Origin of the sequence: Leisingera sp. NJS201, from assembly GCF_004535885.1 — a bacterium.
Taxonomy (GTDB): Bacteria; Pseudomonadota; Alphaproteobacteria; order Rhodobacterales; family Rhodobacteraceae; genus Leisingera.
This window is the reverse complement of the sequence record NZ_CP038234.1, coordinates 2,322,995-2,343,470: the sequence shown is the minus strand read 5'-3', so window position 1 is coordinate 2,343,470 and position 20,476 is coordinate 2,322,995. Positions and strand designations below refer to the sequence as shown.

Genomic DNA, 20,476 nt, shown 5'->3' with positions numbered 1-20,476 from the left:
CACGCGGCAGGGAGGGATGCCTGGGCGTCAAATGGCTGTGGATAAGCGCATTGTCAACCGTTGATGCCGGCGAAAAGCCTGTTTTCGACGCAGATTGCATCCGCTAAAGAGGAAAGCCAGAAAACCGCGAGGACCTTCGATGCCAAAGCCGATTATCGCCCGTTGCGAAGCCAAGGGCCTGCGCATGACCGGCCAGCGCCGGGTGATTGCCCAGGTGCTGCAGGACAGCGGCGATCACCCGGATGTAGAGGAGCTGTATGCCCGCGCCAGTGCGATGGATGCGGCGATTTCCATCGCCACCGTCTATCGCACGGTGAAGCTGTTCGAGGAGGCGGGCATTCTGGAACGGCTGGAGTTCGGCGACGGGCGCGCGCGGTACGAGGATGCCGAGCGGGATCACCACGACCATCTGATCGATATGAACACCGGCGAGGTGATTGAGTTCTGCGACCCGGAGATCGAGGAGCTGCAGGAGCGTATCGCCCGCAAGCTGGGCTATGAGCTGCGCGGGCATAAGCTGGAGCTGTACGGGGTGCCGCGCAAGGCGGAGTAGCATCCGCCCCGGCCCGCATTATTTTGCAGAACTCCGGTTGCGCCGGCGGCCTGGGCCGCGCGGCGCATCACGGAAATTGATATCTGTGCTCACGTCTTGTCATGACACCGGGTCGCAAACGGAGTTGCCTGCGCCGGGGCGCTGATGTTCTTTGCCCGGATGGTCCGGCGTACTGCCGGACCGGGATACGGGACGCGCGCTTATGAACAACCTGCATGGTATTCTGCTGGTCATTGCCTCAATGGCTTTTTTCACGCTTGAAGACATGTTCATCAAGCGTCTGTCGGCCACTTTGCCGGTGGGGCAGATCCTGGTTTTTCTGGGGCTGGGCAGCGGGCTTGTCTTTGCGGTCATGGCCAAGATGCAAGGGCACCGGCTGATGGCGGCGCGGGCCTGGCGCAAAAAGCCGGTGATGCGGGCCGCCATGGAAGCGGTGTCGGCGATGGGGTTTGCCTCGGCTTTGGCGCTGGTGGATATCTCGACCGTGGCCGCAGTGTTTCAGGCAACGCCTTTGGTGATCACCATGGGCGCGGCGCTGTTTCTGAAGGAGGACGTGGGCTGGCGGCGCTGGCTGGCGATCTGCGTGGGCTTTGCTGGCGTTCTGCTGATCATCCGGCCCGGGCTGGACGGGTTTGAGCCAGCGGCGCTGCTGGTTGTGGTGGCAGTGCTGGGGGTTGCGGCGCGCGATCTGATGACCCGCACAATGGACAGCGGTGTGCCATCAACGGTGTTGAGTTTTCAGGCATTTATGGCGGTCATCCCGGCGGGGTTTTGCTGCTGATCTTCACGCCGGGCGATGCGCAGGCGCTGGCGGGAGGCGAGTGGATGATGATGGCCGGCGGTGTGCTGTTCGGGGTGCTGGGCTATTACGGCATCGTGACGGCGACGCGGGTTGGCGATGCTTCGGCGGTGACGCCGTTCCGCTATACAAGGCTGCTGTTTTCGATCCTTGCAGGCGTCATCGTCTTTGGCGAGCGCCCCGATACGCTGACCTTGGCAGGGTCGGCGCTGATTATCGCATCCGGTCTTTATACCTTTGTCCGGGAGCAGCGGCTGGCCCGGCGGGCGCGGCGCGCGGCGGCTGCTGCGGCCTGAGGTCTCAGGCCGGCAGCGCGGTGTGCAATTGTTCAACCCTGTTGGCGCAAACAGAGCAATGTTAGCCCTAAACCGCCGCTTTCATGTGTGTTAGCGATAACGAGCCCGGTTTACATTTCCGCCGCGGCTGGTATGACGCTGCCAACAGAACGCGCCGCTTTCAGGCCAAACCAAGGATGGACAGATGAGCACCATTATCGACATTCACGCCCGTGAGATTCTCGACAGCCGGGGCAACCCGACGGTTGAGGTCGACGTGATCCTGGAAGACGGCACAATGGGCCGCGCCGCCGTGCCTTCGGGCGCCTCGACCGGCGCCTATGAGGCAGTAGAGAAGCGCGACGGCGACAAATCCCGTTACCTCGGAAAAGGCGTGCTGGAAGCGGTCGCCGCAGTGAACGGCGAGATCGCCGAGGAGCTGGTCGGCTTTGACGCCTGCGAGCAGGTCGCCGTGGATATGGCGATGATCGAGCTGGACGGCACCGAGAACAAAGCCCGCCTGGGCGCCAACGCGATCCTGGGCGTGTCGATGGCGGTGGCCAAGGCTGCGGCCGATTTCACCACCCAGCCGCTGTACCGCTATATCGGCGGCACTTCGGCGCGGGTGCTGCCGGTGCCGATGATGAACATCATCAACGGCGGTGAGCACGCCGACAACCCGATCGACATTCAGGAATTCATGATCATGCCGGTGGCTGCGGAGAACATCCGCGACGCGGTCCGCATGGGGTCCGAAGTGTTCCACACCCTGAAGAAAGAGCTGTCGGCGGCGGGTCTTTCGACCGGTATCGGCGACGAGGGCGGCTTTGCCCCCAACATTGCCTCCACCCGCGAAGCGCTTGATTTCGTTCTGAAATCTATCGAGAAGGCAGGCTATAAGCCGGGTGAGGAAATCCATCTGGCGCTGGATTGCGCGGCGACCGAGTATTACAAGGACGGTAAATACGTGCTGTCCGGCGAAGGCAAAACCCTGTCGTCCGAGGAAAACGTGGCCTACCTGGCGGCGCTGGTGAACGACTATCCGATCATTTCGATCGAAGACGGCATGGGCGAAGACGACTGGGACGGCTGGAAGGCCCTGACCCAGGAGATCGGCGACAAGGTGCAGCTGGTGGGCGACGACCTGTTTGTGACCAACCCGGCGCGCCTGGCCGAGGGCATCGAGCGCGGCTGCGCCAACTCGATGCTGGTGAAGGTGAACCAGATCGGCACCCTGACCGAGACCCTGAAGGCGGTCGATATGGCGCATCGTGCGCGCTACACCAACGTGATGTCGCACCGTTCGGGCGAGACCGAGGACGCGACCATTGCCGACCTCGCCGTCGCCACCAACTGCGGCCAGATCAAGACCGGCTCGCTGGCGCGCTCTGACCGGCTCGCCAAGTACAACCAGCTGATCCGGATTGAGGAAATGCTGGGCGAAGTGGCCGAATACGCAGGCCGTTCGATCCTGAAGCGCTGAGCGCCTCCATTACGAAGAATGATCCGGAAGGGCTGGTGTCAATCAGCCCTTCTTTCTTTCGAGGAGTCATTTCGATGGGCGTATTTTTGAACCTGCCTGAAGCGGTGAAAACTCTGTTCGAAGCACGGGCAAAGCTGGAAGATGAATTCGCGGGTTCAGGTTTGAAGTTTACTCTGGATGGCAAGCTTGTAGGCGACATCGGAGAAGCAATCGCCTCCCGCGCCTTTGGTCTCAAAATCACGGCCAACAATAGTCCGGGTATCGATGCGACGATAGCCGACGGAAGGACTGTTCAGATCAAGGCAACTGGGGACCCTAAAGGAGCGGCACATTTTCGACCGCATAACACTGGTGCCGATTTTCTTATTGTCCTGTTGCTTGACTATAAAAAGCTGAAGGCCGAAATCGTTTACAACGGGCCGGAGGCGTGTGTCCGTACCCATTTGAATGAGAACACCAACTTTGCGAGCCAGCGCCCGGTGTCTTTGCGGCAGCTGCGGGTGATGCAGGAAAAGAACACCGCTTCTGCTCAATTGCCATTGGTCAGATACGCAGCCGCGTGATTGGCTTTCCCGCATGCAGCCACGGCGGAACCGGCAGAGGACAAAAATAAATGATGCAGACACCCTCTCCGGAAAACAGCTATCAAACCGCCCACGCGGACCTGCTGCTGACGTCCTTTGCCCAGGCCACCGACCGCCCGCTGCTGGAGGGGGCGGATGCCGAGGCGCTGTACCGTGCGCCTTTCCCGGTGCTGTCGCACAACACTGCCGCCGATCCGGTGCTGACCTATGGCAATCTGGCGGCGCAGCGCTTGTGGGAGATGGGCTGGGAGCAGCTGACAGCCATGCCGTCGCGGCTGACGGCGGAGCCTGCACACCGCGGCCAGCGGGACGCGATGTTCGCTGAGATGCGCGCAAAGGGCTTTATCAGCAATTACACAGGCGTGCGGATCAGTGCCCTGGGGCGGCGGTTCGAGATCCGCAATGCCATCATCTGGCCCTTGCTGGGGGCGGATGGGGGTAAACTGGGTGAGGCGGCGACGTTCCGCGACTTTGCTTTTCTCTAGCTCCGCCCGCAGTCAGGGCAGGATGCAGAAGGTGAACGGAAAACAGGGCCCGCGGTTGTGTGGCCCGGTTCACAGACGGGCTTTCACGGACATGTTACCTTAGTCTTACGCGGTCCGGGTGTTACCGCGGGAGAGGAGAGACCAGCATGCCAAAACAAGGTTTTCGCAAATTGGCAATTCCAGCGGGTCTTTCAATACTACCAGGGTGCAGCAGCCCGGAATACTTCCCGCTTGGCGGGGACGCCGCTGCACCGCCGGATCCGGTCAGAAGTTGTGAGTGCAACGGCCGGTTTCATCTACCATCCGGGAATTCAGGACCGGATGGCTGGCGCCCTGGCCGGGGGCGGAGCGTCAGACCTAAGGAGAGTGCGGCGGCACATTTAGTCCGCCGCGGTGCGTGAGGTTCCATCACCGCGCGAACTGGCACATTGTTTTGTCTGGCTGTTTTGAATTGCCACCGTGCCTGCCGCAGCTCCAACTGCCATTCCGGCAGCGATAGAACAGGCTCTTTGGGGGAGAGCTGGTCAGAAGGCGCAGCTTGACGGCTGTGCCTTTTGGCTTACATCTCCTTGGTCATCAGCATGTAGCTGTCGCGCGGCTTAAACCGGGTGCGCAGATAGAGCCGCCGGGCGGTCTCGTTTTCACGGTCCACCTCCAGATGCAGGGCACGCAATCCAGCCGTGGCCAGGGTTTTCGGCAGTTCGGTCAGCACCTCGGTGGCAACGCCGCGGCCGCGCACCGCGGAGCGGATGTACAGTTCATCCACAAAGCCGTCCATGCCGCCGAATTCCACCGACCAGCCAAAGGTGATGACGATATAGCCGATCGGCGCGCGGGTCGGGCCGATCAGGTAGACCGCGCCGTAAGGGTGCCCGTTCAGCAGCGGCTCTACCCCGGCGCGGCGGTGGTCCTCGGTTGTCTCCAGGCCGGATTCGGCATGGAAAGCGGCAACCAGCGCCAGCACCCGGTCCAGGTGTTCAGGCTTGGCAAGATGCAGGGCGGCGCTCATAGTCGGGCGAGCCTTTCGGTCAGGAGTTTAAAGAAACCGTCCGCGTCGGCATCGCCGATAAACAGGGCGTTGGGTTTTCGGCCGGTGACGCCCCACCAGTCGGCGACGGTCATGCCAAGGGTGAGTTCGGAACGTGTTTCGATCTCGACATTCACATGACGGCCGGCGAACAGGCCGGGCTGCAACAGCCAGGCAATGACACAGGGGTCATGCAGCGGGCCGCCTTCGGAGCCGTATTTTTCCACATCGAAGCGTTCGAAAAAATCGAGCATATCTGCGGTGAAGCTGCCCACGCGGGAATTGAGGGCGCGGATTGCTTCGACGCGGGGTTGGGTGGCCAGCACCTTATGCGTCACGTCCAGCGGCATCACGGTGATCGGCGCGCCGGATCTGAACAGGATTTCAGCGGCTTCCGGGTCGACGTAAATGTTGAATTCAGCCGCCGGGGTTATGTTGCCGACCTCGAAATAAGCGCCGCCCATCATCACGACGTCCTGCACCCGTTCAATGATGTCGGGCGCCCGGTTGAAGGCGGCGGCAATGTTCGTGAGCGGCCCCAGCGTGCAGAGGGTGACAGTGCCTGCAGGCTCCCGGCGCAGGGTGTCGATGATGAAATCGACGCCGTGCCCTTCGGCAAGCGGCATGTCCGGCTCCCACAGCGTTGGCCCGTCGAGGCCGGTTTGGCCGTGCACATGTTCGGCGGTGATCAGCGGCCGGCAAAGCGGCGCCTTGCTGCCCGCGTAAACCGGCACATGCGTCTTGCCTGCAGCTTCGCAGGCAATTCGGGCGTTCTTGCTGGTAAGCGCAAGCGGCACATTGCCTGCGACACAGGTGATGCCAAGCAGATCCAGGTCTTCGGGGCTGGCCAGCGCCAGCAGGATGGCCACTGCATCATCCTGTCCGGGATCGGTGTCGATGATGATTTTTCTCGGTGCCATGGCACTCTCCGCTGCTGGTGAGCCATGAGACTACGCGCAGTTTAGCCGGGATTGAACCGCTGCCGCACCGGCGGTGCAAATTTCCGGACATTTTCTGCGACGGAAGTTTGCCGTTGCGGCGTTTGCTTTCTATGGTTGCTTGACGCAGCGTCAGGCGGGGCGGGATGGTCCCGGATGCGCAGCGGCTTTTGAAGCCCGGAGACGGGAAGTATTGGTTCTGCGGTGTTTTGCCGGAAGATGTATTTTGATTTTCATGAGGAATAAGAGACATGAGCAATGATCCCAAAGTTGTCGGCGACATTCTGAAGGACAAGAAGATGACCGCTTCTTACATGGAGTACTGCAAGCGGCGTTACTGTCTGAATGAGTTCATGTTCACGCAGAACAAGGGCAACCCGGAATCGCTGTGGGCCCGCTATATGGATCAGAAAAAGGGCAAGGAGCCGGTCAATATCACCTCGAAGACCTACAATGCGGCCAAGCTTCTGGCGGAGAAGAAGGACTTCAAGAGCGGCGATTGGAAGAAGATCATCGAGACCGGCAAAAAAGAAGTCGTCCTGATGCTGAACAAGGATGTGATGGGCTTCACCGGCAGCGATGAATACAAGAAATACGTGGCCGAAAACCGGATGGGCGATCCCAAGAAGGCGGCCAAGCTGCTGGGCATCACCGATGTGAAAAAGCTGAAGGATGTGATGGTCAATATCGCTGTTGGCGACAAGAAGACCGGCGAGAAGCTGTGGAAAGATCTGATGAAGAAGGAAAAGATCATTCAGGACTTCAAGACCATCATGGGAAACCTGAAAAAGGCCGGCCTGGCCTGAAGCCTTTGGCTGCCCGGCGGCTGCGCCGCCGGGATATGAGTATTTGGAGAAAGATGAATGAAAGATGCGCGCTCAGGCACGTTCATCTGCCTTGACCGCGTCCCAGAGGTCGTCCATTTCGGCCAGATCGCTGTCCTCGGGGCGTTTGCCGCGGGCGGTTAGCTTGGCTTCGACGCCTTCGAACCGGCGGGTGAATTTGGCGTTGGCGGCGCGCAGGGCGGCTTCGGGCTCAACCCCCAGATGGCGGCCCAGATTGGCCATCACAAACATCAGGTCGCCGAATTCTTCTTCGACTTCTGTCTGAGTGAGGGTGTCGCGGGCCTCGACCAGTTCGGCGCATTCCTCGGTGATCTTGGCGATGACATTGTCGGCAGAGGGCCAGTCAAAGCCGACGCGCGCGGCGCGTTTTTGCAGTTTATAGGCACGCAAGAGGGCAGGCAGGCCCACGGCGACGCCATCCAGGGTGCCTTTCTGTTCCTTTCCGGCGCGCTCAGCTGCCTTGATCGCTTCCCAATCCCGGGTTTGCTGTTCGGCGGATTTCTCGCGGTTTTCATCCCCGAACACATGCGGATGGCGTGAGACCATCTTGTCCGACATGGTCCGGACCACGTCCTGAAAAGTGAAGTGACCTGCCTCCTGCGCCATCTGGGCGTGGAAGACGGATTGGAACAGCAGATCACCGAGTTCGCCCTTCAGCTCATCCCAGGCTCCGCGGTCGATTGCATCGGCAACTTCGTAAGCCTCTTCAATGGTATAGGGGGCGATGCTGGCAAAATCCTGTTCGACGTCCCAGGGGCAGCCGGTCTGGGGATCGCGCAGGCGCGCCATGATTTCAAGCAGGCGTTCGATGCCTGCGGTCTCATCGTGAATCAGGTCTGTTTGGGGCATTGCGGCGGCTCTTGTTCCAGTGTCTGATGCATCAATCCCGAGTCTGCTGCAGGAGTCCACCCCAATGCCCGTTGTGAACCGTATTGCCGATTACGCCGAGGAGATGAAGGCCTGGCGGCGGCATCTGCATCAGATCCCCGAGCTGGCGCTGGACCTGCCCAAGACCGCCGCCTTTGTGGCGGAGCGGTTGCGGGAAATCGGGGTTGATGAGCTGCATGAGGGGATCGCGCAGACCGGCATGGTGGCGATCATCAACGGGCAGGGGGATGGTCCGACCATCGGCTTGCGGGCTGATATGGACGCTTTGCCGATCCCGGAGGAGACTGGGGTGGATTACGCCTCGGGTCATGCGGGCAACATGCATGCCTGCGGCCATGACGGGCATACCGCCATGCTGCTGGGGGCGGCGAAATACCTGGCGGAGACGCGTAACTTCAAGGGCCGGGCGGCGCTGATCTTTCAACCCGCCGAGGAGGCGATCGGCGGCGCGCGCATCATGGTCGAAGAGGGCATCATGGAGCGGTTTAATATCGGCGAGGTCTATGCGCTGCACAATGCGCCGGGGCTGCCGGCGGGGCATTTCCTGACCACGCCCGGGGCGCTGATGGCGGCGGTGGATACGTTTCACATTCACATTCAGGGGCAGGGCGGCCATGGTGCGATGCCGCATGAAACCCGTGATCCGGTGATGGCGGCCTGCGGTATGGCGCAGGCGATCCAGACCATCGTGTCGCGGAACCATCACACGCTGGAGGATCTGGTGGTCTCGGTCACCCAAATCCATACCGGCACTGTCGATAATGTGATCCCGGATACCGCCTATATCAACGGCACCGTGCGCACCTTTAACCCGGAGGTGCAGAAGATGGTGAGGCGGCGGATGAAGGAGATCGTGGCGGGGCAGGCTGCCAGTTACGGTGTTGAGGCGGAACTGGACTATGAGATCGGGTATCCGGCCACATTCAACGATGCGGAGAAGACCGCATTTGCGGTGGAGGTTGCCAAGGAGATCGCGGGCGAGGGCAATGTTGTGCCTGATGGCGGCCGCGAGATGGGGGCGGAGGATTTTGCCTATATGCTGCAGGCGCGGCCCGGCTCCTACCTGTTTCTGGGGCAGGGCAGCAGTGCGGGGCTGCATCACCCCAAGTATGATTTCAACGACGCGATCGCACCGGTCGGGGCGTCGTTCTTTGCCCGGCTGGTGGAGCGGGCGCAGCCGGTGGGCGGGTAAGGGCCTGCGCAGATGACAGGGGCCTGCAAAGCGGGTATTTGATCAAAAGCTGAAGCCGAAGGACAGGGATGCATCGCCATGGCACTGGAAGACGCAAAACACATGATCGATCACGCCTTCACCCGCGAGGACATGAAGGGTTTGAGTTTTGAGATCACCTTTGGCGGGGCGGTGTCATTTTTGCGCCGTAAATACACCAAGGACCTGACCGGCGTGGATATTGCCGTCACCGGCGTGCCGTTTGACCAGGCGGTGACCAACCGGCCCGGCACGCGGCTGGGGCCGCGGGCGATCCGCGAGGCCTCTACCTTGCAAAGCCCGGATGAACCTTATGGCTGGCCGCATAAACCCTTAAGCACTCTGGCGATTGCCGACTATGGCGACCTGGCATTTGATCATGCCAATGTGCCGGGATTTCCCACCGCCCTGACGGAGCATATCCGGGGCATTCTGGCACAGGACACGGCATCGGTTGTGCTGGGCGGCGATCACTACATCAGTTTTCCCATCCTGAAAGCTTATGCCGAGAAATACGGGCCGATCTCGCTGCTGCAGTTTGATGCCCATACCGACACCTGGCCGGATGACAACATGGACCGGGTGGATCACGGCACCATGTTCTATAAGGCGGTGAAATTGGGGATCGTTGACCCTGCAACATCCGTTCAGGTGGGGATCCGCACCACAAATGACGATACGCTGGGCGTCAACATCATTGACGCCCCCACAGTGCATGAGATCGGCCCGGTGGAGACCGCGAAGCGGATCAAGGCGATCCTGGGCGACCGCCCGGCTTACCTGACATTTGACATCGACTGCCTGGACCCGGCTTATGCGCCCGGCACCGGCACGCCGGTCTGGGGCGGGCTGACCTCGGCGCAAGCGGCGCGCATCCTGCGGGAGATTGCCGGCATCAATATCAAGGGCGGTGACGTGGTCGAGGTTTCTCCCCCCTTTGACACAACTGGCGCAACTGCTATTGCCGGGGCACATGTGGCGACGGAAATCATCTGCCTACTGGGCTGGAACATGAGAGACAATGACTGACTTCAATCAACCGATCAGCGGCAATGACCTGGCCCGGTTCTCCGGTCCCAACACTTTTATGCGGCTGCCGCAGGCAACCTCTCTGGAGGGCCTGGATGTGGCCGTTCTGGGGGTTCCAATGGACATTGGCACCTCCTGGCGGTCGGGCACCCGTTTCGGCCCTAAGCAGATCCGGGCCGAAAGCGCGATGCTGCGGCCTTATAACATGGCGACAGGTGCTGCGCCGTTTGACAGTCTGAACATTGGCGATATCGGTGATCTGGCGATCAACACGTTTTCGCTGCCGGAATCGCTGCGCATCATTCAGGAAAGCTATGAGGCGATCCTGTCCGGCGGCGTGATCCCGGTGGCAATGGGCGGCGATCATTCGATCACCCTGCCGATTCTGCGGGCGATTGCCAAGAAATACGGCCCCGTGGCGCTGGTGCATGTGGATGCCCATGCGGATGTGAACGACGAGATGTTCGGTGAGCGCGAAACCCATGGCACCGTGTTCCGCCGCGCCTTTGAAGAAGGGCTGATTGTCCCGGACAAGACTTATCAGATCGGTATCCGCGGCACAGGTTACGCCGCCAGCGATTTTACCGAGGCGCAAAGCTGGGGTTTTCAGCATTTTCCCGCGGCGGAGCTGTGGGGGCGGCAGCTGCATCAGATGGGTGCGGAAATTCGCCGCGATATCGGCAATAGGCCGGTTTATGTGTCTTATGATATCGATAGTCTGGACCCGGCTTATGCACCGGGAACCGGCACGCCGGAAATCGGCGGGCTGACCACGCCGCAGGCGCTGGAGCTGATCCGGTCGCTGAAGGGGGTGAACATCGTGGGCTGCGACCTGGTGGAGGTGTCGCCGCCGTATGATCCCTCGGGCAACACGGCTTTGGTGGGTGCCAATCTGCTCTATGAGCTGCTGTGCGTGCTGCCGGGGGTGACGACAAAATAAGCGGTCCGGCCTGCACGTCAGGCCGGGGGAGGGCCGCAAAGGGAGGAGGCAAGGGTTGACCTTGAAACCGCAATGAGGCGGCTGATGCTGTTTGCCTGGCTGGTATTGGCGGCAGGCATTGCTGTCTTGGGCTTTGTCCGGCTGGCGCCAAGCGATCCGCTGGATTGGAACACTCAGCCGGAGTTCACTGAAGACAAGGAGTTCCGCGGCGGCGTGTTCCGGGTGGTGCGCTCGGGGCCGGACGGGCTGGAGCGGTTCCATCGCATCGCCAGCCACGCCCCGCGCACCAGCGTGCTGGCAGGCGGGCCGGCAGATGGAATGGTGACCTATATCACCCGCACCCAGGTGCTGGGGTTTCCGGATTACACCACTGCAGCACAGGACGGGGATCTGCTGAAGGTCTATGCGCGGCTGCGGTTCGGGCGGTCGGATCTGGGCGCCAACAAGGAGCGGATCAACACCTGGCTGGCGGAGATGGCGGAGGATCCGCAGGCTGCTGCTGCTGGAGAGTAACACCCTGGGTGTGCTCCCGCCTGTTCGCGGGCTTTTGGGAAAAGCCCCTCACAGTTGGGCCGGGCGCCACGCAAAGCGCGGCGCAGGCTCATCGGCCCATGGCCGATGAGCCACGGTTTTTGCTGAGAAGCGCTTCAGGGGCAGGACTGCCCCTGAAGACGCCCTTTCGATTGTGTTTGTTCCTGCCGCGTCAAGGGCAAGCCGCGCTGGCGCGCGGTGGCTGCGCCACCCTTGACCCGGCAGGGTGTTTGTTGGGTGTGGTTTGTGGCATCTTCCAAAGCAGATGTTATTCGCATGCGCTGACCTAAAGCGCTGTTTTTAAAAAACATGGAGAATATTTCGTGGCCTTAAGTTTTTCCAAACCTGTTCTGTACTTTGCCTGTTGTGCGCTGCTGGCGGCCTGCGGCGGCGCGCCTGCCAGCAATGAATTGCGATTCGACAAGGATGGAAATGGCCGCTTCAGCGGCAGTGCCGGTGCCAGTTGGACGGCGCAAGAGATCAGAACACAGGTCTCTGGCCAGATATGCGGTAATGGATCTGTTGCGGAAATCAATGTGAGGGTGTTGCCAACTGCACCGGACTACAAGATTTTCTCCGGCACTTGCGCATCCGGAGGCGATGGCTTCCCCGTCGCAGGCGTGGGGCAAGACTACATCGTCACCGCGCAGCCCGCCCCGGCGGCGGCAGTGGCGCCAGTGGCGAGCAGTTCGGCTTGGGACGGCTCCACCCCGTTTGTGGATTGATGGCGCAGGCATCCCTTCCGCGTGCCACGCGGCAGGGGCTGAGCGTAGGGGGGCGGTCATAAGACGCTCTGCCGTGAACTCAACAAAGATGAGCTGTCGCGTAACTACTTGATCAAGCGTGGCTGCGGCCCGGGTGAAGGTTAGCGAATGCCCGGGCTGCCCAGCTTAATGAAGACGTCTTTGTCGGACACTTGTATTCACGTTGCAGGGGCAGCGGAACAGCCGGCGGGGCGGCTCAGAGCCGCGGCAGGTCTGATGGCGCGTCCGAAGAACCGGAGTTTGCCCCCAGCGACGCCGACAGGCAGCTGCTTTGCACCTCGCGCCACATCGGCACGTTCAGCGACATTTGGCATTGCGCCATGAACATGCGCCCGTCGACCTGCAGGCAGCGCAGCTCGCCCAGCTCGACGCGGCTGCCGGACTTGTCGGTGCAGTAGCAGTCGATGGTTTTGCCGCCCGGCCCGGTCACATCAGCCCAGGCACTGCCGGAGGCAGCCATTAGAATGGAAACGACAAGGGCACTGGCATGTTTCATGGCTCTAGCATATCACAGAGACAAGATTTGGCCAAAACATGAACAAGAATAGGCGCGCCCATGGTCCCCGAAGAGCGGCTGGAACAGATCCTGCAGCGGTTTCAGTATCTTGAAGCCGCAATGGCGGATGGTGCCGGGGGCGGGGACATTGCGGCGCTGGCCAAGGAATATTCCGGACTGCGCCCGGTGGCGGAGCAGGTGACGGCCTACCGCAAGCTGCTGAGCGATCTGGAGGAAGCCGAGCTGATGCTGGGTGATCCGGACATGAAGGATTTGGCCGAGGAAGAGATCCCGGCGCTGAAGGCGGCAATCCCCGAAGCTGAGCAGGCGCTGCAGCTGGCCTTGCTGCCCAAGGACGCCGCCGATGGCCGCCCTGCGATGCTGGAAATCCGGCCCGGCACCGGCGGTGACGAGGCGGCGCTGTTTGCGGGCGATCTGCTGCGGATGTACCAGCGTTATGCCGAGGCGCAGGGCTGGAAAGTCGAGATCATCGAGGAACAGGCGACCGAGCTGGGCGGCATCAAGGAAGTGGTGGCGCATATCAAGGGCGAGAATGTCTTTGCCCGGCTGAAATATGAATCCGGCGTCCACCGGGTGCAGCGGGTGCCAGCCACAGAAAGCGGAGGGCGCATTCATACCTCGGCGGCCACTGTGGCGGTGCTGCCGGAGGCCGAGGATGTGGACATTCATATTGATGCCAACGACATCCGTATTGATACCATGCGGGCCTCAGGTGCGGGCGGGCAGCATGTGAACACCACCGACTCGGCTGTCCGAATCACCCACCTGCCGACCGGGCTGATCGTGACGTCGTCAGAGAAATCCCAGCACCGAAACCGCGAAATTGCCATGCAGGTGCTGAAAACCCGGCTCTATGATCTGGAACGGCAGCGGATCGACAATGAGCGGTCTGCGGACCGGGCAAGCCAGGTGGGCTCGGGCGACCGGTCGGAGCGCATCCGCACCTATAATTTTCCGCAAGGGCGGATGACCGATCACCGCATCAACCTGACGCTTTACAAGCTGGATCAGGTGATGGGAGGCGATCTGGATGAGATTGTCGATGCGCTGACTGCAGACAATCAGGCGCGGCTTCTGGCCGAGATGGGGCAGTGAGCATGGCAGAAACCGCGGCACAGGCGATGGCAGCAGCGGCGTCCCGGCTGCGCGCGGCCGGGGTTCATGACCCGGCGCGGGATGCGCGGGTGCTGCTGGCCCATGCGGCGCGGATCGAAGCCAGCCGGGTGACGCTGATCGCGCCCGAGGAGCTGGCGCAGGAAGTGGCAGAACGGTATGAGCAGCTGATTTCGCTTAGGGCGGTGCGGGTGCCGGTCTCGCATCTGATCGGCGAGCGGGAATTCTATGGCCGCCGTTTCAAAGTGTCGCGCGATGTTCTGGATCCGCGCCCCGAAACAGAGATCCTGATAGAGGCCGCGCTGGCGGAACCATACGCGCGGGTGCTGGACTTAGGCGTTGGCTCGGGCTGTATTCTGGTGACGCTGCTGGCTGAGCGGCAGGAGGCCACCGGCCTGGGGGTGGACATCAGCGAGGCGGCCTGCCTGCAGGCCAGCGCCAATGCCGTTTTGCACCGGGTTGAAGCGCGGGCGGATATTCAGCAGTCGGACTGGTTTGCGAGTGTCGGGGGGACGTTTGATCTGATCGTATCCAACCCGCCTTATATTGCGCTGGACGAGATGGACGGGCTGTCCGCAGAGGTGCGCGGGCATGAGCCGGGCATTGCACTGACAGATGGCGGCGACGGGCTGGGCGCCTACCGGAGGATAGCTGCGCAGGCTGCGGCGCATCTGGCGCCGGGCGGGCGGGTGCTGTTGGAAATCGGCCCGACGCAGGGGCAGGCGGTCGGCGCGCTGCTGGAAATGGCAGGGTTAAGCGGCATTGCTGTGCTGCCGGATTTGGACGGCCGGGACCGGGTGGTACGGGCGCATTCCGGCGCAAAACACCGCTTTTAACGCGAAGATTCACAATTTCGGAAGAAAAATCAAAGAAAACACTGTTGTGCCCCTTGTCTGGGGCTTCGTAACATGGTTACTCAAGAGGAGCCGCTTCAGGAGAACGCTTTCCAAGCCTTCCCGCGGCATCAAGCCCAAAAAAGCTAATGATCCGGCGCTAAGACGCGTAGAACAGGGTCTACGGCGCATTAACTCAAGGCTTACGCTAGGCATATGAGATCGTCAAAATCACGTTCACGTTCCAAGTCGAACAACCGGAATCGCCCGAATGGCGTCAATGTTGTCAACCGGGTGTTCGACAGCTCCGGTCCCGAAGGCAAGGTGCGCGGAACCCCGCAGCAGATCATTGACAAATACAATCAGCTGGCGCGGGACGCGCAGCTGAGCAATGACCGGGTTGCGGCAGAGAATTTCCAGCAGCATGCAGAGCATTATCTGCGGCTGCTCAATGAAGCACAGCGCGAAATCGATGCCCGCCGCGATGAGCAGGAGCGGCAGAACCGCGAACGCCAGGCCGAGCGCGACCGCGAACGCACCGAGCGGCTGGAACGCCAGGAGCGGGAAGCTGCGGCTGCCGCAGCGGCATCCCCGCAGCGGCACCGCCCGCAGCTGATCCGGCAGCGGCCCCGCAGCCCGAGGTGATCGACCCGCGCGGCGACAATGGCAATGGCGGCGACAGCGGCCTGGTGGAAACACCGGAAAGCCAGTCGGCAGCATCTGCTGAGGCGCCGGCTGAAGCACCCGCCAAAAAGGCTCCGGCCCGCAAGCCCCGCCCGCGCAAACCCGCGGCCAAGGCTGCCGATGCGCCTGCAGCAAGTGAAGGCGGCGAGGCACCGGCGCCGAAGAAACCAGCCCGTCCGCGCACCAAGCCCAAGCCGAAGGCCGAAGAAGGCCCGGCAGAGGCGGCTGAGTAATCAGCGCCGGATCCGGCAATCAAAAAAGACTCCCGGCGCTGACTGCTGGCGCATTCCGGATATCGGGACACAAACATAGCCCCTGTCGAGATTTTTCTCGGCAGGGGTTTGATTTTTAAGGTGATTTTCTGGTAGCGATCATCACAACAACCTGGAGAAAAGTCCCGGAGATACACATCTCGGAAAAATTGCGGGTTGGCCTTCGGATTGCGATAGTTTGGCCAATATCCGCCTTGCCTGGCGGAGGGCGACTTGTCGAAGCGAAACAGAACGAAAGGCTGTGTCGTGGCAGAGTCTGTGCCCAGTTTATCTCTTCCCCAAATCTACCCCTGATCCTCCCCCACTGAATTGGTCCGCCCGTACAGTTAGGAAACGGAGGATCGAATATGGGAATAAAGCGACACAAGCCGGAAGAGATTGTCACGAAGTTACGGCAGGTTGAGGTGCTATGCGGCCAAGGGATGCCGCGTGTTGATGCCATCCGCCAGGTGCAGATAACCGAGCAGACGTTTTACCGCTGGCGTAAGCAATATGGCGGCATGGAACCCGAGCAACTGAAAGAACTCAAACGGCTCCAGAAAGAGAATGATCGCTTGCGCCGAGCCGTGTCCGACCTGACGCTGGACAAGCTGATCCTATCGGAGGCCGCACGGGGAGTGATGGCCGTCTAGGAATTGATCCTGTGGATCAATTCAGGCCTGAACGGGCGGAGCCCCTGAGCCCTTCGCGTCGCCGTGCTTGCATTGACCATGTGCAAAGTCAGCTCCACATCTCAGAGCGGCGGGCCTGCCGAGTGTTGCGTCAGAATCGTTCGACGCAGCGCAAAGCTCCGAGGGGCCGTGCCGATGAAGACCGGCTGGTTGCCGACATGATTGAATTGACCAGGCAATATGGCCGCTACGGTTATCGCCGGATTGCGGCTTTGCTGCGAGATGCGGGCTGCCCCTCCCGGCAGATTGCTTCGCAATCGCCTGCCGGGCAACGGGTGAACGACAAGCGTGTTGAACGCCGATGGAGGCGTGAGGGGCTTAAAGTGCCAATGAAGCAGCCCAAGAAAGGGCGGCTCTGGCTGAACCCTCTCGGGACATTGCTTCGCAATGCCCTGCCGGGCAGTGGACGGTTCATGCATTCGATTACGGCCAGAGTATCGCAACCATGTCTGGTCGTATGACTTTGTGCATCATCGAACCGATGGGTAATCCCCCCGATCTTAAGCGGATGCGGAAGTAGAATTTTCTCGGCGGGATGAACGAGGAGATTCCGATGAAGAAGACACGATTCAGCGAGGCCCAGATCATGGGTGTGCTGCGCCAAATGGAGGGCGGTGTGCCTGCCGCCGAGCTGTGCCGCGAGCACGGGAGTGAGGTGGAATAGGAATTGATCCAGTGGATCAATTCCCCGCCGAACCAGCGCCACGCTTTACAAATGGCGTGCGAAGTACGGCGGCATGGACGCCAGCCTCATCAGCGAGAGCGAGCCTTGTCCGCCATTGGCCCGAGGACAATGGCGAGCGCGATGGCCGAGGAGAACCGGCGGCTGAAGCGCATGTACGCCGACGTCAGCATGCAGAACGACCTGCTGAAGGAGGCGCTCGGATAAGTGAGATCCTCAACGCCACTGGTTCGAGAGAAGGATCGAACGATCCGGCCATCCACTGCCCGGCAGGGCATTGCGAAGCAATGTCCCGAGAGGGACAACGCCGAGAGTTGGCCGTGAAAGCGGTGGCGATGAAGGGCGTTAGCATTGCGCTGGCATGCCGGGCATTCGATGTCAGCGAGACGTGCTATCGGTACAGCCCGAAGCTGGACGGGGAGAACGAGCAAATCGCCGGCCTGCTCCTCGGCCTGACAGCTGCAAGGAAGACCTGGGGCTTTGGCCTGTGTTTCCTGTATCTGCGCAACGTGCAGGGTCACAGGTGGAACCACAAGCGTGTCTACCGGATATACCGTGAGCTGGAGTTGAACCTTCGGAGTGAGCCATTGAGGCGCCATTGGTTCAAGCCCAATGGCGAACGCCGCGCAAGCGTCTGAAGCGGGAAAAGCCGGACGAACTGGCTGTGCCTGACGCCCCGAATGAGGTCTGGTCGATCCCTGCCCGGCAGGCGATGCCAGCATCGCCGATAGGGGACTTCATGGCCGACAGGCTGGGGGATGGACGGCAATTCCGGCTGCTGAACGTTCTGGACGACATCAACCGCGAAGGACTGGGCATTGAGATCGACTTTTCACTGCCTGCGGAACGGGTTTTTCGAGCCCTGAACCAGATCATCGAATGGCGTGGTGCGCCTGGGAGAATTCGAGTCGATAACGGTCCGGAATACGTCAGTGGCACCCTCATGGAATGGGCGGAGAACCGGGGCATTGCCTTGGCATACATCCAGCCCGGAAAGCCTCAGCAGAGTGCCTATGTCGAGCGCTACAACCGGACGGTCCGCCACGAATGGCTGGACTTATACATTTTCGAAAGCATCGAAGAGGTCCAGCAGATTGCCACCGAGTGGCTCTGGTCCTACAACCATGAACGCCCGAACATAGGCAACGGCGGGATGACACCTGCACAGAAACTGAAGATGGCCGCGAAAATTCTACGACCAAGCCCCGCAAAAACGGGGGATTACCCCTAGCGCGAAGGTATCTCAAAGCAACAATCCACCCAGTCTCTTCATTCATGAATTCAATCCGGGAACGCGTAAGTCCTACCAAACGTGCTGGTGGGAAATCGGCACGGAACGGACCGAGCTACATCAATGGGGCCACCTGCAATCCGGCTGTCCTGGTGGCGTTCCTGAACATCTATCGGATCTACTACAATTGGTTCGAGGAGCGACCTCACATCAGCCTTTCAGCAAGGGATCCAAACCAAACGAAGGTCGCGGAAGGACTGCAGTCGATCCGCCGGCCAGGATCAAAGGCGAAGATCCAAGTTCCTAAACAGCGCACGCTGGCTCCTAAGATGAGCACTCCGGCGTTGAGGTTGGGAGCGGATGCAAGCAAATTGACCGCGACGTCCAGGGCGACACCTGATCCAAGGCGGGTCCTGTATAGACCTTGGCTGTATCATGGGACACCACTTTGGAAGAAGTTTGAAACGCGAAAAGAAAATTTGAAGAGTTGCACATGAAATTGTTTCTGCAGAAGATATTCTCCCTGCTTTTTATGTTTTCCTCGGTGGGAACCGCAGTGGCACAACCACTATGCCTGGAGCCAGTTCCAGCAGACAGATCCGTGGAAGTTTCCGAACTTGGTTTGCCATCTGTGAGCAAGATGTTGAGTGTTCCTGGATTCGATCAACCGTTTTTGGATTTCGGGATGGGATCGAAAACGATCTTGACGGTCTCTGATGGTAAGCTCCGAGACTTCATTGAGGCTCCAATGTCCAGTTGGAACCGGCTGTTCCCGACCATCATTTCTCAAAATGACGACGCGACTTGGGCTTACACGAATGTCCGTCCTGCATTGTTCCTTCTGGATCCTGAAACCAGCACCTTCGTTCGGCATCCGATATCTGACACGCCAGGCTTACGCGGTTTTTCCCATCCGGACTGGCGCCGAGAGCACGAAGACCGAACAATCGACCGACGAAACCAGGGCGACGGCCCGATATATGCCTTTGTTGGCGACAAGTTGTTCAAGATCGTCGCCGGTGAGTTGGAAGAAGCAACAGTGCCTCCGACTTGGTTCGCAAGTGATAGTGTCCCGATTGATTTTCCAGGCGTCGGCGTATTTGCACATGTCAAAGGACAAATCTGGTTTCGTCGAAGCGATGCCCGAGAATGGCATTTGATTGCCAGTATCAAAGATCTCCTCAGCCTTTATTCTCAATCCCCATTTTCCATCTTCCAGGTTCGTTACGAAGAGGAAACGGGTAGTATTTGGATCATGCTTGAAGACCGGGTGATGGTCGGTAGGCTCGAACAGGACAGTGTAGCCCCTGAGCTGGACTACCAATTCGCCGGCGATGTCGTTCTTCACCCGCCGTCTGGAAAGATACTGGTTTGGGCCGGCGAGGCGCTGACAGATCAGGAGAACGATTCACCAAGGCAGATTTCCGGCGATCCAGGGCTCTGGGAAATGTCTGCGGGCGCACCCACGCGTGTTCCTGGCTTTCAGGCTCAACCCCGCCTTTCTAACACTGTGCCACTTCTAAGCACCCTCTTTCATGGCCCAACTCAAGCAACAATAGTTAGCCACGCCGGCGGGTTTGCAGCGTTCAACGGAGAAACCTTGCGGGATCTTGCCGAACTCACGCCCGAAGGTGATCGAAAGCCATTTTTGCGCAAGGTGGCGGGGCGCTACTTTATGCGCTCATGGGACTGGCTGGCCGAAATCACCGATGATCTCGATCTTCGCCCAATTCCGCTTCCTCAACCTGTTGAACAACGAGTTGAGTTGTCATTCAGCCAAAAGCTCGAGACTTTCTTCCTTCATTCCGCTGGGTGGGAAACTGTCTTTGCTTCGACTGATTTGGTGTCGTTTTACGAAGTTCAGGGAGACGGGACAACGGTCATCGGCGTCATTGGTGAAATGCCTGGCGAGGCTGCTATGCTGGCAAACTCGAAACACCAGGTCTTTTTGATAGAAAACTGCGAATAGACTTGAAATGGCCGGGCATTGGCTCGGTCAAACTCCCTCTTTTCAGGGATCTTGACCGGTTCGCTTGGTTTGGTTCACAGGTGGCCGGCAGGCAGGACTCCAACTTTTTTGAGAGAGAGCCCTGCATGTCCCAAAATCCGGAATGCGCCAGCT

Annotated in this window: 17 protein-coding genes and 4 pseudogenes; 17 read left to right on the top strand and 4 right to left on the bottom strand. The window is 60.2% G+C overall.

The genetic code is table 11. The annotated features are described in order from the left end of the window. Positions 1-139 precede the first annotated feature (139 nt). The 5 genes and pseudogenes from ETW23_RS11555 to ETW23_RS11535 all read left to right on the top strand — a co-directional run bounded on the left by ETW23_RS11555 (position 140) and on the right by ETW23_RS11535 (position 4,179). Positions 140-553 carry a Fur family transcriptional regulator gene (locus tag ETW23_RS11555; protein ID WP_129371195.1) on the top strand — a complete coding sequence of 138 codons (414 nt, stop codon included), beginning with the start codon at positions 140-142 and terminating at the stop codon, positions 551-553. A gap of 202 nt (positions 554-755) precedes the next feature. After that, positions 756-1,648, top strand: a pseudogene (locus tag ETW23_RS11550) (DMT family transporter). Positions 1,649-1,832: 184 nt separating this feature from the next. Continuing rightward, positions 1,833-3,110 (top strand): phosphopyruvate hydratase, encoded by a 1,278-nt coding sequence (gene eno / locus ETW23_RS11545; RefSeq protein WP_129371193.1) that lies wholly within the window; start codon positions 1,833-1,835, stop codon positions 3,108-3,110. Positions 3,111-3,184: 74 nt separating this feature from the next. Beyond that, a complete protein-coding gene (locus ETW23_RS11540; RefSeq protein WP_134830072.1) occupies positions 3,185-3,673 on the top strand; it encodes a hypothetical protein in 489 nt (162 codons plus the stop codon). 50 nt (positions 3,674-3,723) lie between these two features. After that, positions 3,724-4,179, top strand: coding sequence for an MEKHLA domain-containing protein (locus ETW23_RS11535; protein WP_247676813.1), 456 nt, complete (start codon positions 3,724-3,726; stop codon positions 4,177-4,179). A gap of 559 nt (positions 4,180-4,738) precedes the next feature. Here ETW23_RS11535 and ETW23_RS11525 read toward each other — a convergent pair. Together ETW23_RS11525 and ETW23_RS11520 are read right to left on the bottom strand one after the other, a co-directional pair. After that, positions 4,739-5,188, bottom strand: a complete 450-nt coding sequence (locus tag ETW23_RS11525; protein WP_134830071.1) for an N-acetyltransferase — start codon at positions 5,186-5,188, stop codon at positions 4,739-4,741. After that, positions 5,185-6,126, bottom strand: coding sequence for a nucleoside hydrolase (locus ETW23_RS11520; RefSeq protein WP_134830070.1), 942 nt, complete (start codon positions 6,124-6,126; stop codon positions 5,185-5,187). The genes ETW23_RS11525 and ETW23_RS11520 overlap by 4 nt, the downstream gene beginning before the upstream one ends. A 269-nt stretch (positions 6,127-6,395) precedes the next feature. Here ETW23_RS11520 and ETW23_RS11515 point away from each other — a divergent pair, with 269 nt between their 5' ends. After that, a complete protein-coding gene (locus tag ETW23_RS11515; RefSeq protein WP_129371189.1) occupies positions 6,396-6,950 on the top strand; it encodes a hypothetical protein in 555 nt (184 codons plus the stop codon). Positions 6,951-7,022: 72 nt separating this feature from the next. On the opposite strand, the gene mazG is transcribed toward ETW23_RS11515, so the two are convergent. After that, on the bottom strand, positions 7,023-7,838 hold the full coding sequence (gene mazG / locus ETW23_RS11510; protein ID WP_129371188.1) for a nucleoside triphosphate pyrophosphohydrolase: 816 nt from the start codon (positions 7,836-7,838) through the stop codon (positions 7,023-7,025). A 64-nt stretch (positions 7,839-7,902) separates the two neighbouring features. On the opposite strand from mazG, the gene ETW23_RS11505 reads away from it, so the two are divergent. From ETW23_RS11505 to ETW23_RS11485, 5 genes are all read left to right on the top strand, one after another. Further along, a complete protein-coding gene (locus ETW23_RS11505) occupies positions 7,903-9,069 on the top strand; it encodes a M20 aminoacylase family protein (RefSeq protein WP_134830069.1) in 1,167 nt (388 codons plus the stop codon). A 78-nt stretch (positions 9,070-9,147) separates the two neighbouring features. Beyond that, on the top strand, positions 9,148-10,116 hold the full coding sequence (gene speB / locus ETW23_RS11500) for an agmatinase (protein WP_134830068.1): 969 nt from the start codon (positions 9,148-9,150) through the stop codon (positions 10,114-10,116). Then, positions 10,109-11,056: an agmatinase gene (speB, locus tag ETW23_RS11495; protein ID WP_129371185.1), complete on the top strand. Its 948-nt coding sequence runs from the start codon at positions 10,109-10,111 to the stop codon at positions 11,054-11,056. The genes speB (ETW23_RS11500) and speB (ETW23_RS11495) overlap by 8 nt, the downstream gene beginning before the upstream one ends. Before the next feature lie 72 nt (positions 11,057-11,128). Further along, the gene (locus ETW23_RS11490; RefSeq protein ID WP_134830067.1) at positions 11,129-11,569 is read left to right on the top strand and encodes a DUF1499 domain-containing protein; all 441 of its coding nucleotides are present in this window, start codon (positions 11,129-11,131) and stop codon (positions 11,567-11,569) included. 341 nt (positions 11,570-11,910) lie between these two features. Further along, entirely contained in the window at positions 11,911-12,312 is a 402-nt protein-coding gene (locus tag ETW23_RS11485; RefSeq protein WP_134830066.1) for a hypothetical protein, read from the top strand. A 235-nt stretch (positions 12,313-12,547) separates the two neighbouring features. Here the strand turns inward: ETW23_RS11485 and ETW23_RS11480 are convergent, their stop codons facing one another. Further along, positions 12,548-12,847, bottom strand: a complete 300-nt coding sequence (locus tag ETW23_RS11480; protein ID WP_129371182.1) for a hypothetical protein — start codon at positions 12,845-12,847, stop codon at positions 12,548-12,550. 60 nt (positions 12,848-12,907) lie between these two features. Between ETW23_RS11480 and prfA the strand changes: the two genes are divergently transcribed. From prfA to ETW23_RS11445, 6 genes and pseudogenes are all read left to right on the top strand, one after another. After that, positions 12,908-13,963: a peptide chain release factor 1 gene (prfA, locus tag ETW23_RS11475; protein ID WP_134830065.1), complete on the top strand. Its 1,056-nt coding sequence runs from the start codon at positions 12,908-12,910 to the stop codon at positions 13,961-13,963. Positions 13,964-13,965: 2 nt separating this feature from the next. Then, positions 13,966-14,817: a peptide chain release factor N(5)-glutamine methyltransferase gene (gene prmC / locus ETW23_RS11470; protein WP_205879894.1), complete on the top strand. Its 852-nt coding sequence runs from the start codon at positions 13,966-13,968 to the stop codon at positions 14,815-14,817. Positions 14,818-15,030: 213 nt separating this feature from the next. Further along, positions 15,031-15,731 (top strand): annotated as a pseudogene (locus tag ETW23_RS11465) (DUF4167 domain-containing protein). 386 nt (positions 15,732-16,117) lie between these two features. Next, positions 16,118-16,924: pseudogene (locus tag ETW23_RS11460) on the top strand (transposase); the annotation flags it as partial. Positions 16,925-16,994: 70 nt separating this feature from the next. Then, positions 16,995-18,354, top strand: a pseudogene (locus ETW23_RS11455) (IS3 family transposase). 493 nt (positions 18,355-18,847) lie between these two features. After that, positions 18,848-20,323, top strand: coding sequence for a hypothetical protein (locus ETW23_RS11445; RefSeq protein ID WP_134830063.1), 1,476 nt, complete (start codon positions 18,848-18,850; stop codon positions 20,321-20,323). Positions 20,324-20,476: the final 153 nt, after the last annotated feature.

Bases quoted from the DNA above. Each gene is read 5' to 3' on its own strand.
- ETW23_RS11555 (WP_129371195.1), top strand. From the start codon at position 140: ATGCCAAAGCCGATTATCGCCCGTTGCGAAGCCAAGGGCCTGCGCATG.
- ETW23_RS11520 (WP_134830070.1), bottom strand. From the start codon at position 6,126: ATGGCACCGAGAAAAATCATCATCGACACCGATCCCGGACAGGATGAT.
- eno (WP_129371193.1), top strand. From the start codon at position 1,833: ATGAGCACCATTATCGACATTCACGCCCGTGAGATTCTCGACAGCCGG.
- ETW23_RS11480 (WP_129371182.1), bottom strand. From the start codon at position 12,847: ATGAAACATGCCAGTGCCCTTGTCGTTTCCATTCTAATGGCTGCCTCC.
- ETW23_RS11490 (WP_134830067.1), top strand. From the start codon at position 11,129: ATGAGGCGGCTGATGCTGTTTGCCTGGCTGGTATTGGCGGCAGGCATT.
- ETW23_RS11535 (WP_247676813.1), top strand. From the start codon at position 3,724: ATGATGCAGACACCCTCTCCGGAAAACAGCTATCAAACCGCCCACGCG.
- ETW23_RS11445 (WP_134830063.1), top strand. From the start codon at position 18,848: ATGAAATTGTTTCTGCAGAAGATATTCTCCCTGCTTTTTATGTTTTCC.
- prfA (WP_134830065.1), top strand. From the start codon at position 12,908: ATGGTCCCCGAAGAGCGGCTGGAACAGATCCTGCAGCGGTTTCAGTAT.
- ETW23_RS11540 (WP_134830072.1), top strand. From the start codon at position 3,185: ATGGGCGTATTTTTGAACCTGCCTGAAGCGGTGAAAACTCTGTTCGAA.
- speB (WP_129371185.1), top strand. From the start codon at position 10,109: ATGACTGACTTCAATCAACCGATCAGCGGCAATGACCTGGCCCGGTTC.
- ETW23_RS11505 (WP_134830069.1), top strand. From the start codon at position 7,903: ATGCCCGTTGTGAACCGTATTGCCGATTACGCCGAGGAGATGAAGGCC.
- speB (WP_134830068.1), top strand. From the start codon at position 9,148: ATGGCACTGGAAGACGCAAAACACATGATCGATCACGCCTTCACCCGC.
- ETW23_RS11525 (WP_134830071.1), bottom strand. From the start codon at position 5,188: ATGAGCGCCGCCCTGCATCTTGCCAAGCCTGAACACCTGGACCGGGTG.
- mazG (WP_129371188.1), bottom strand. From the start codon at position 7,838: ATGCCCCAAACAGACCTGATTCACGATGAGACCGCAGGCATCGAACGC.
- prmC (WP_205879894.1), top strand. From the start codon at position 13,966: ATGGCAGAAACCGCGGCACAGGCGATGGCAGCAGCGGCGTCCCGGCTG.
- ETW23_RS11515 (WP_129371189.1), top strand. From the start codon at position 6,396: ATGAGCAATGATCCCAAAGTTGTCGGCGACATTCTGAAGGACAAGAAG.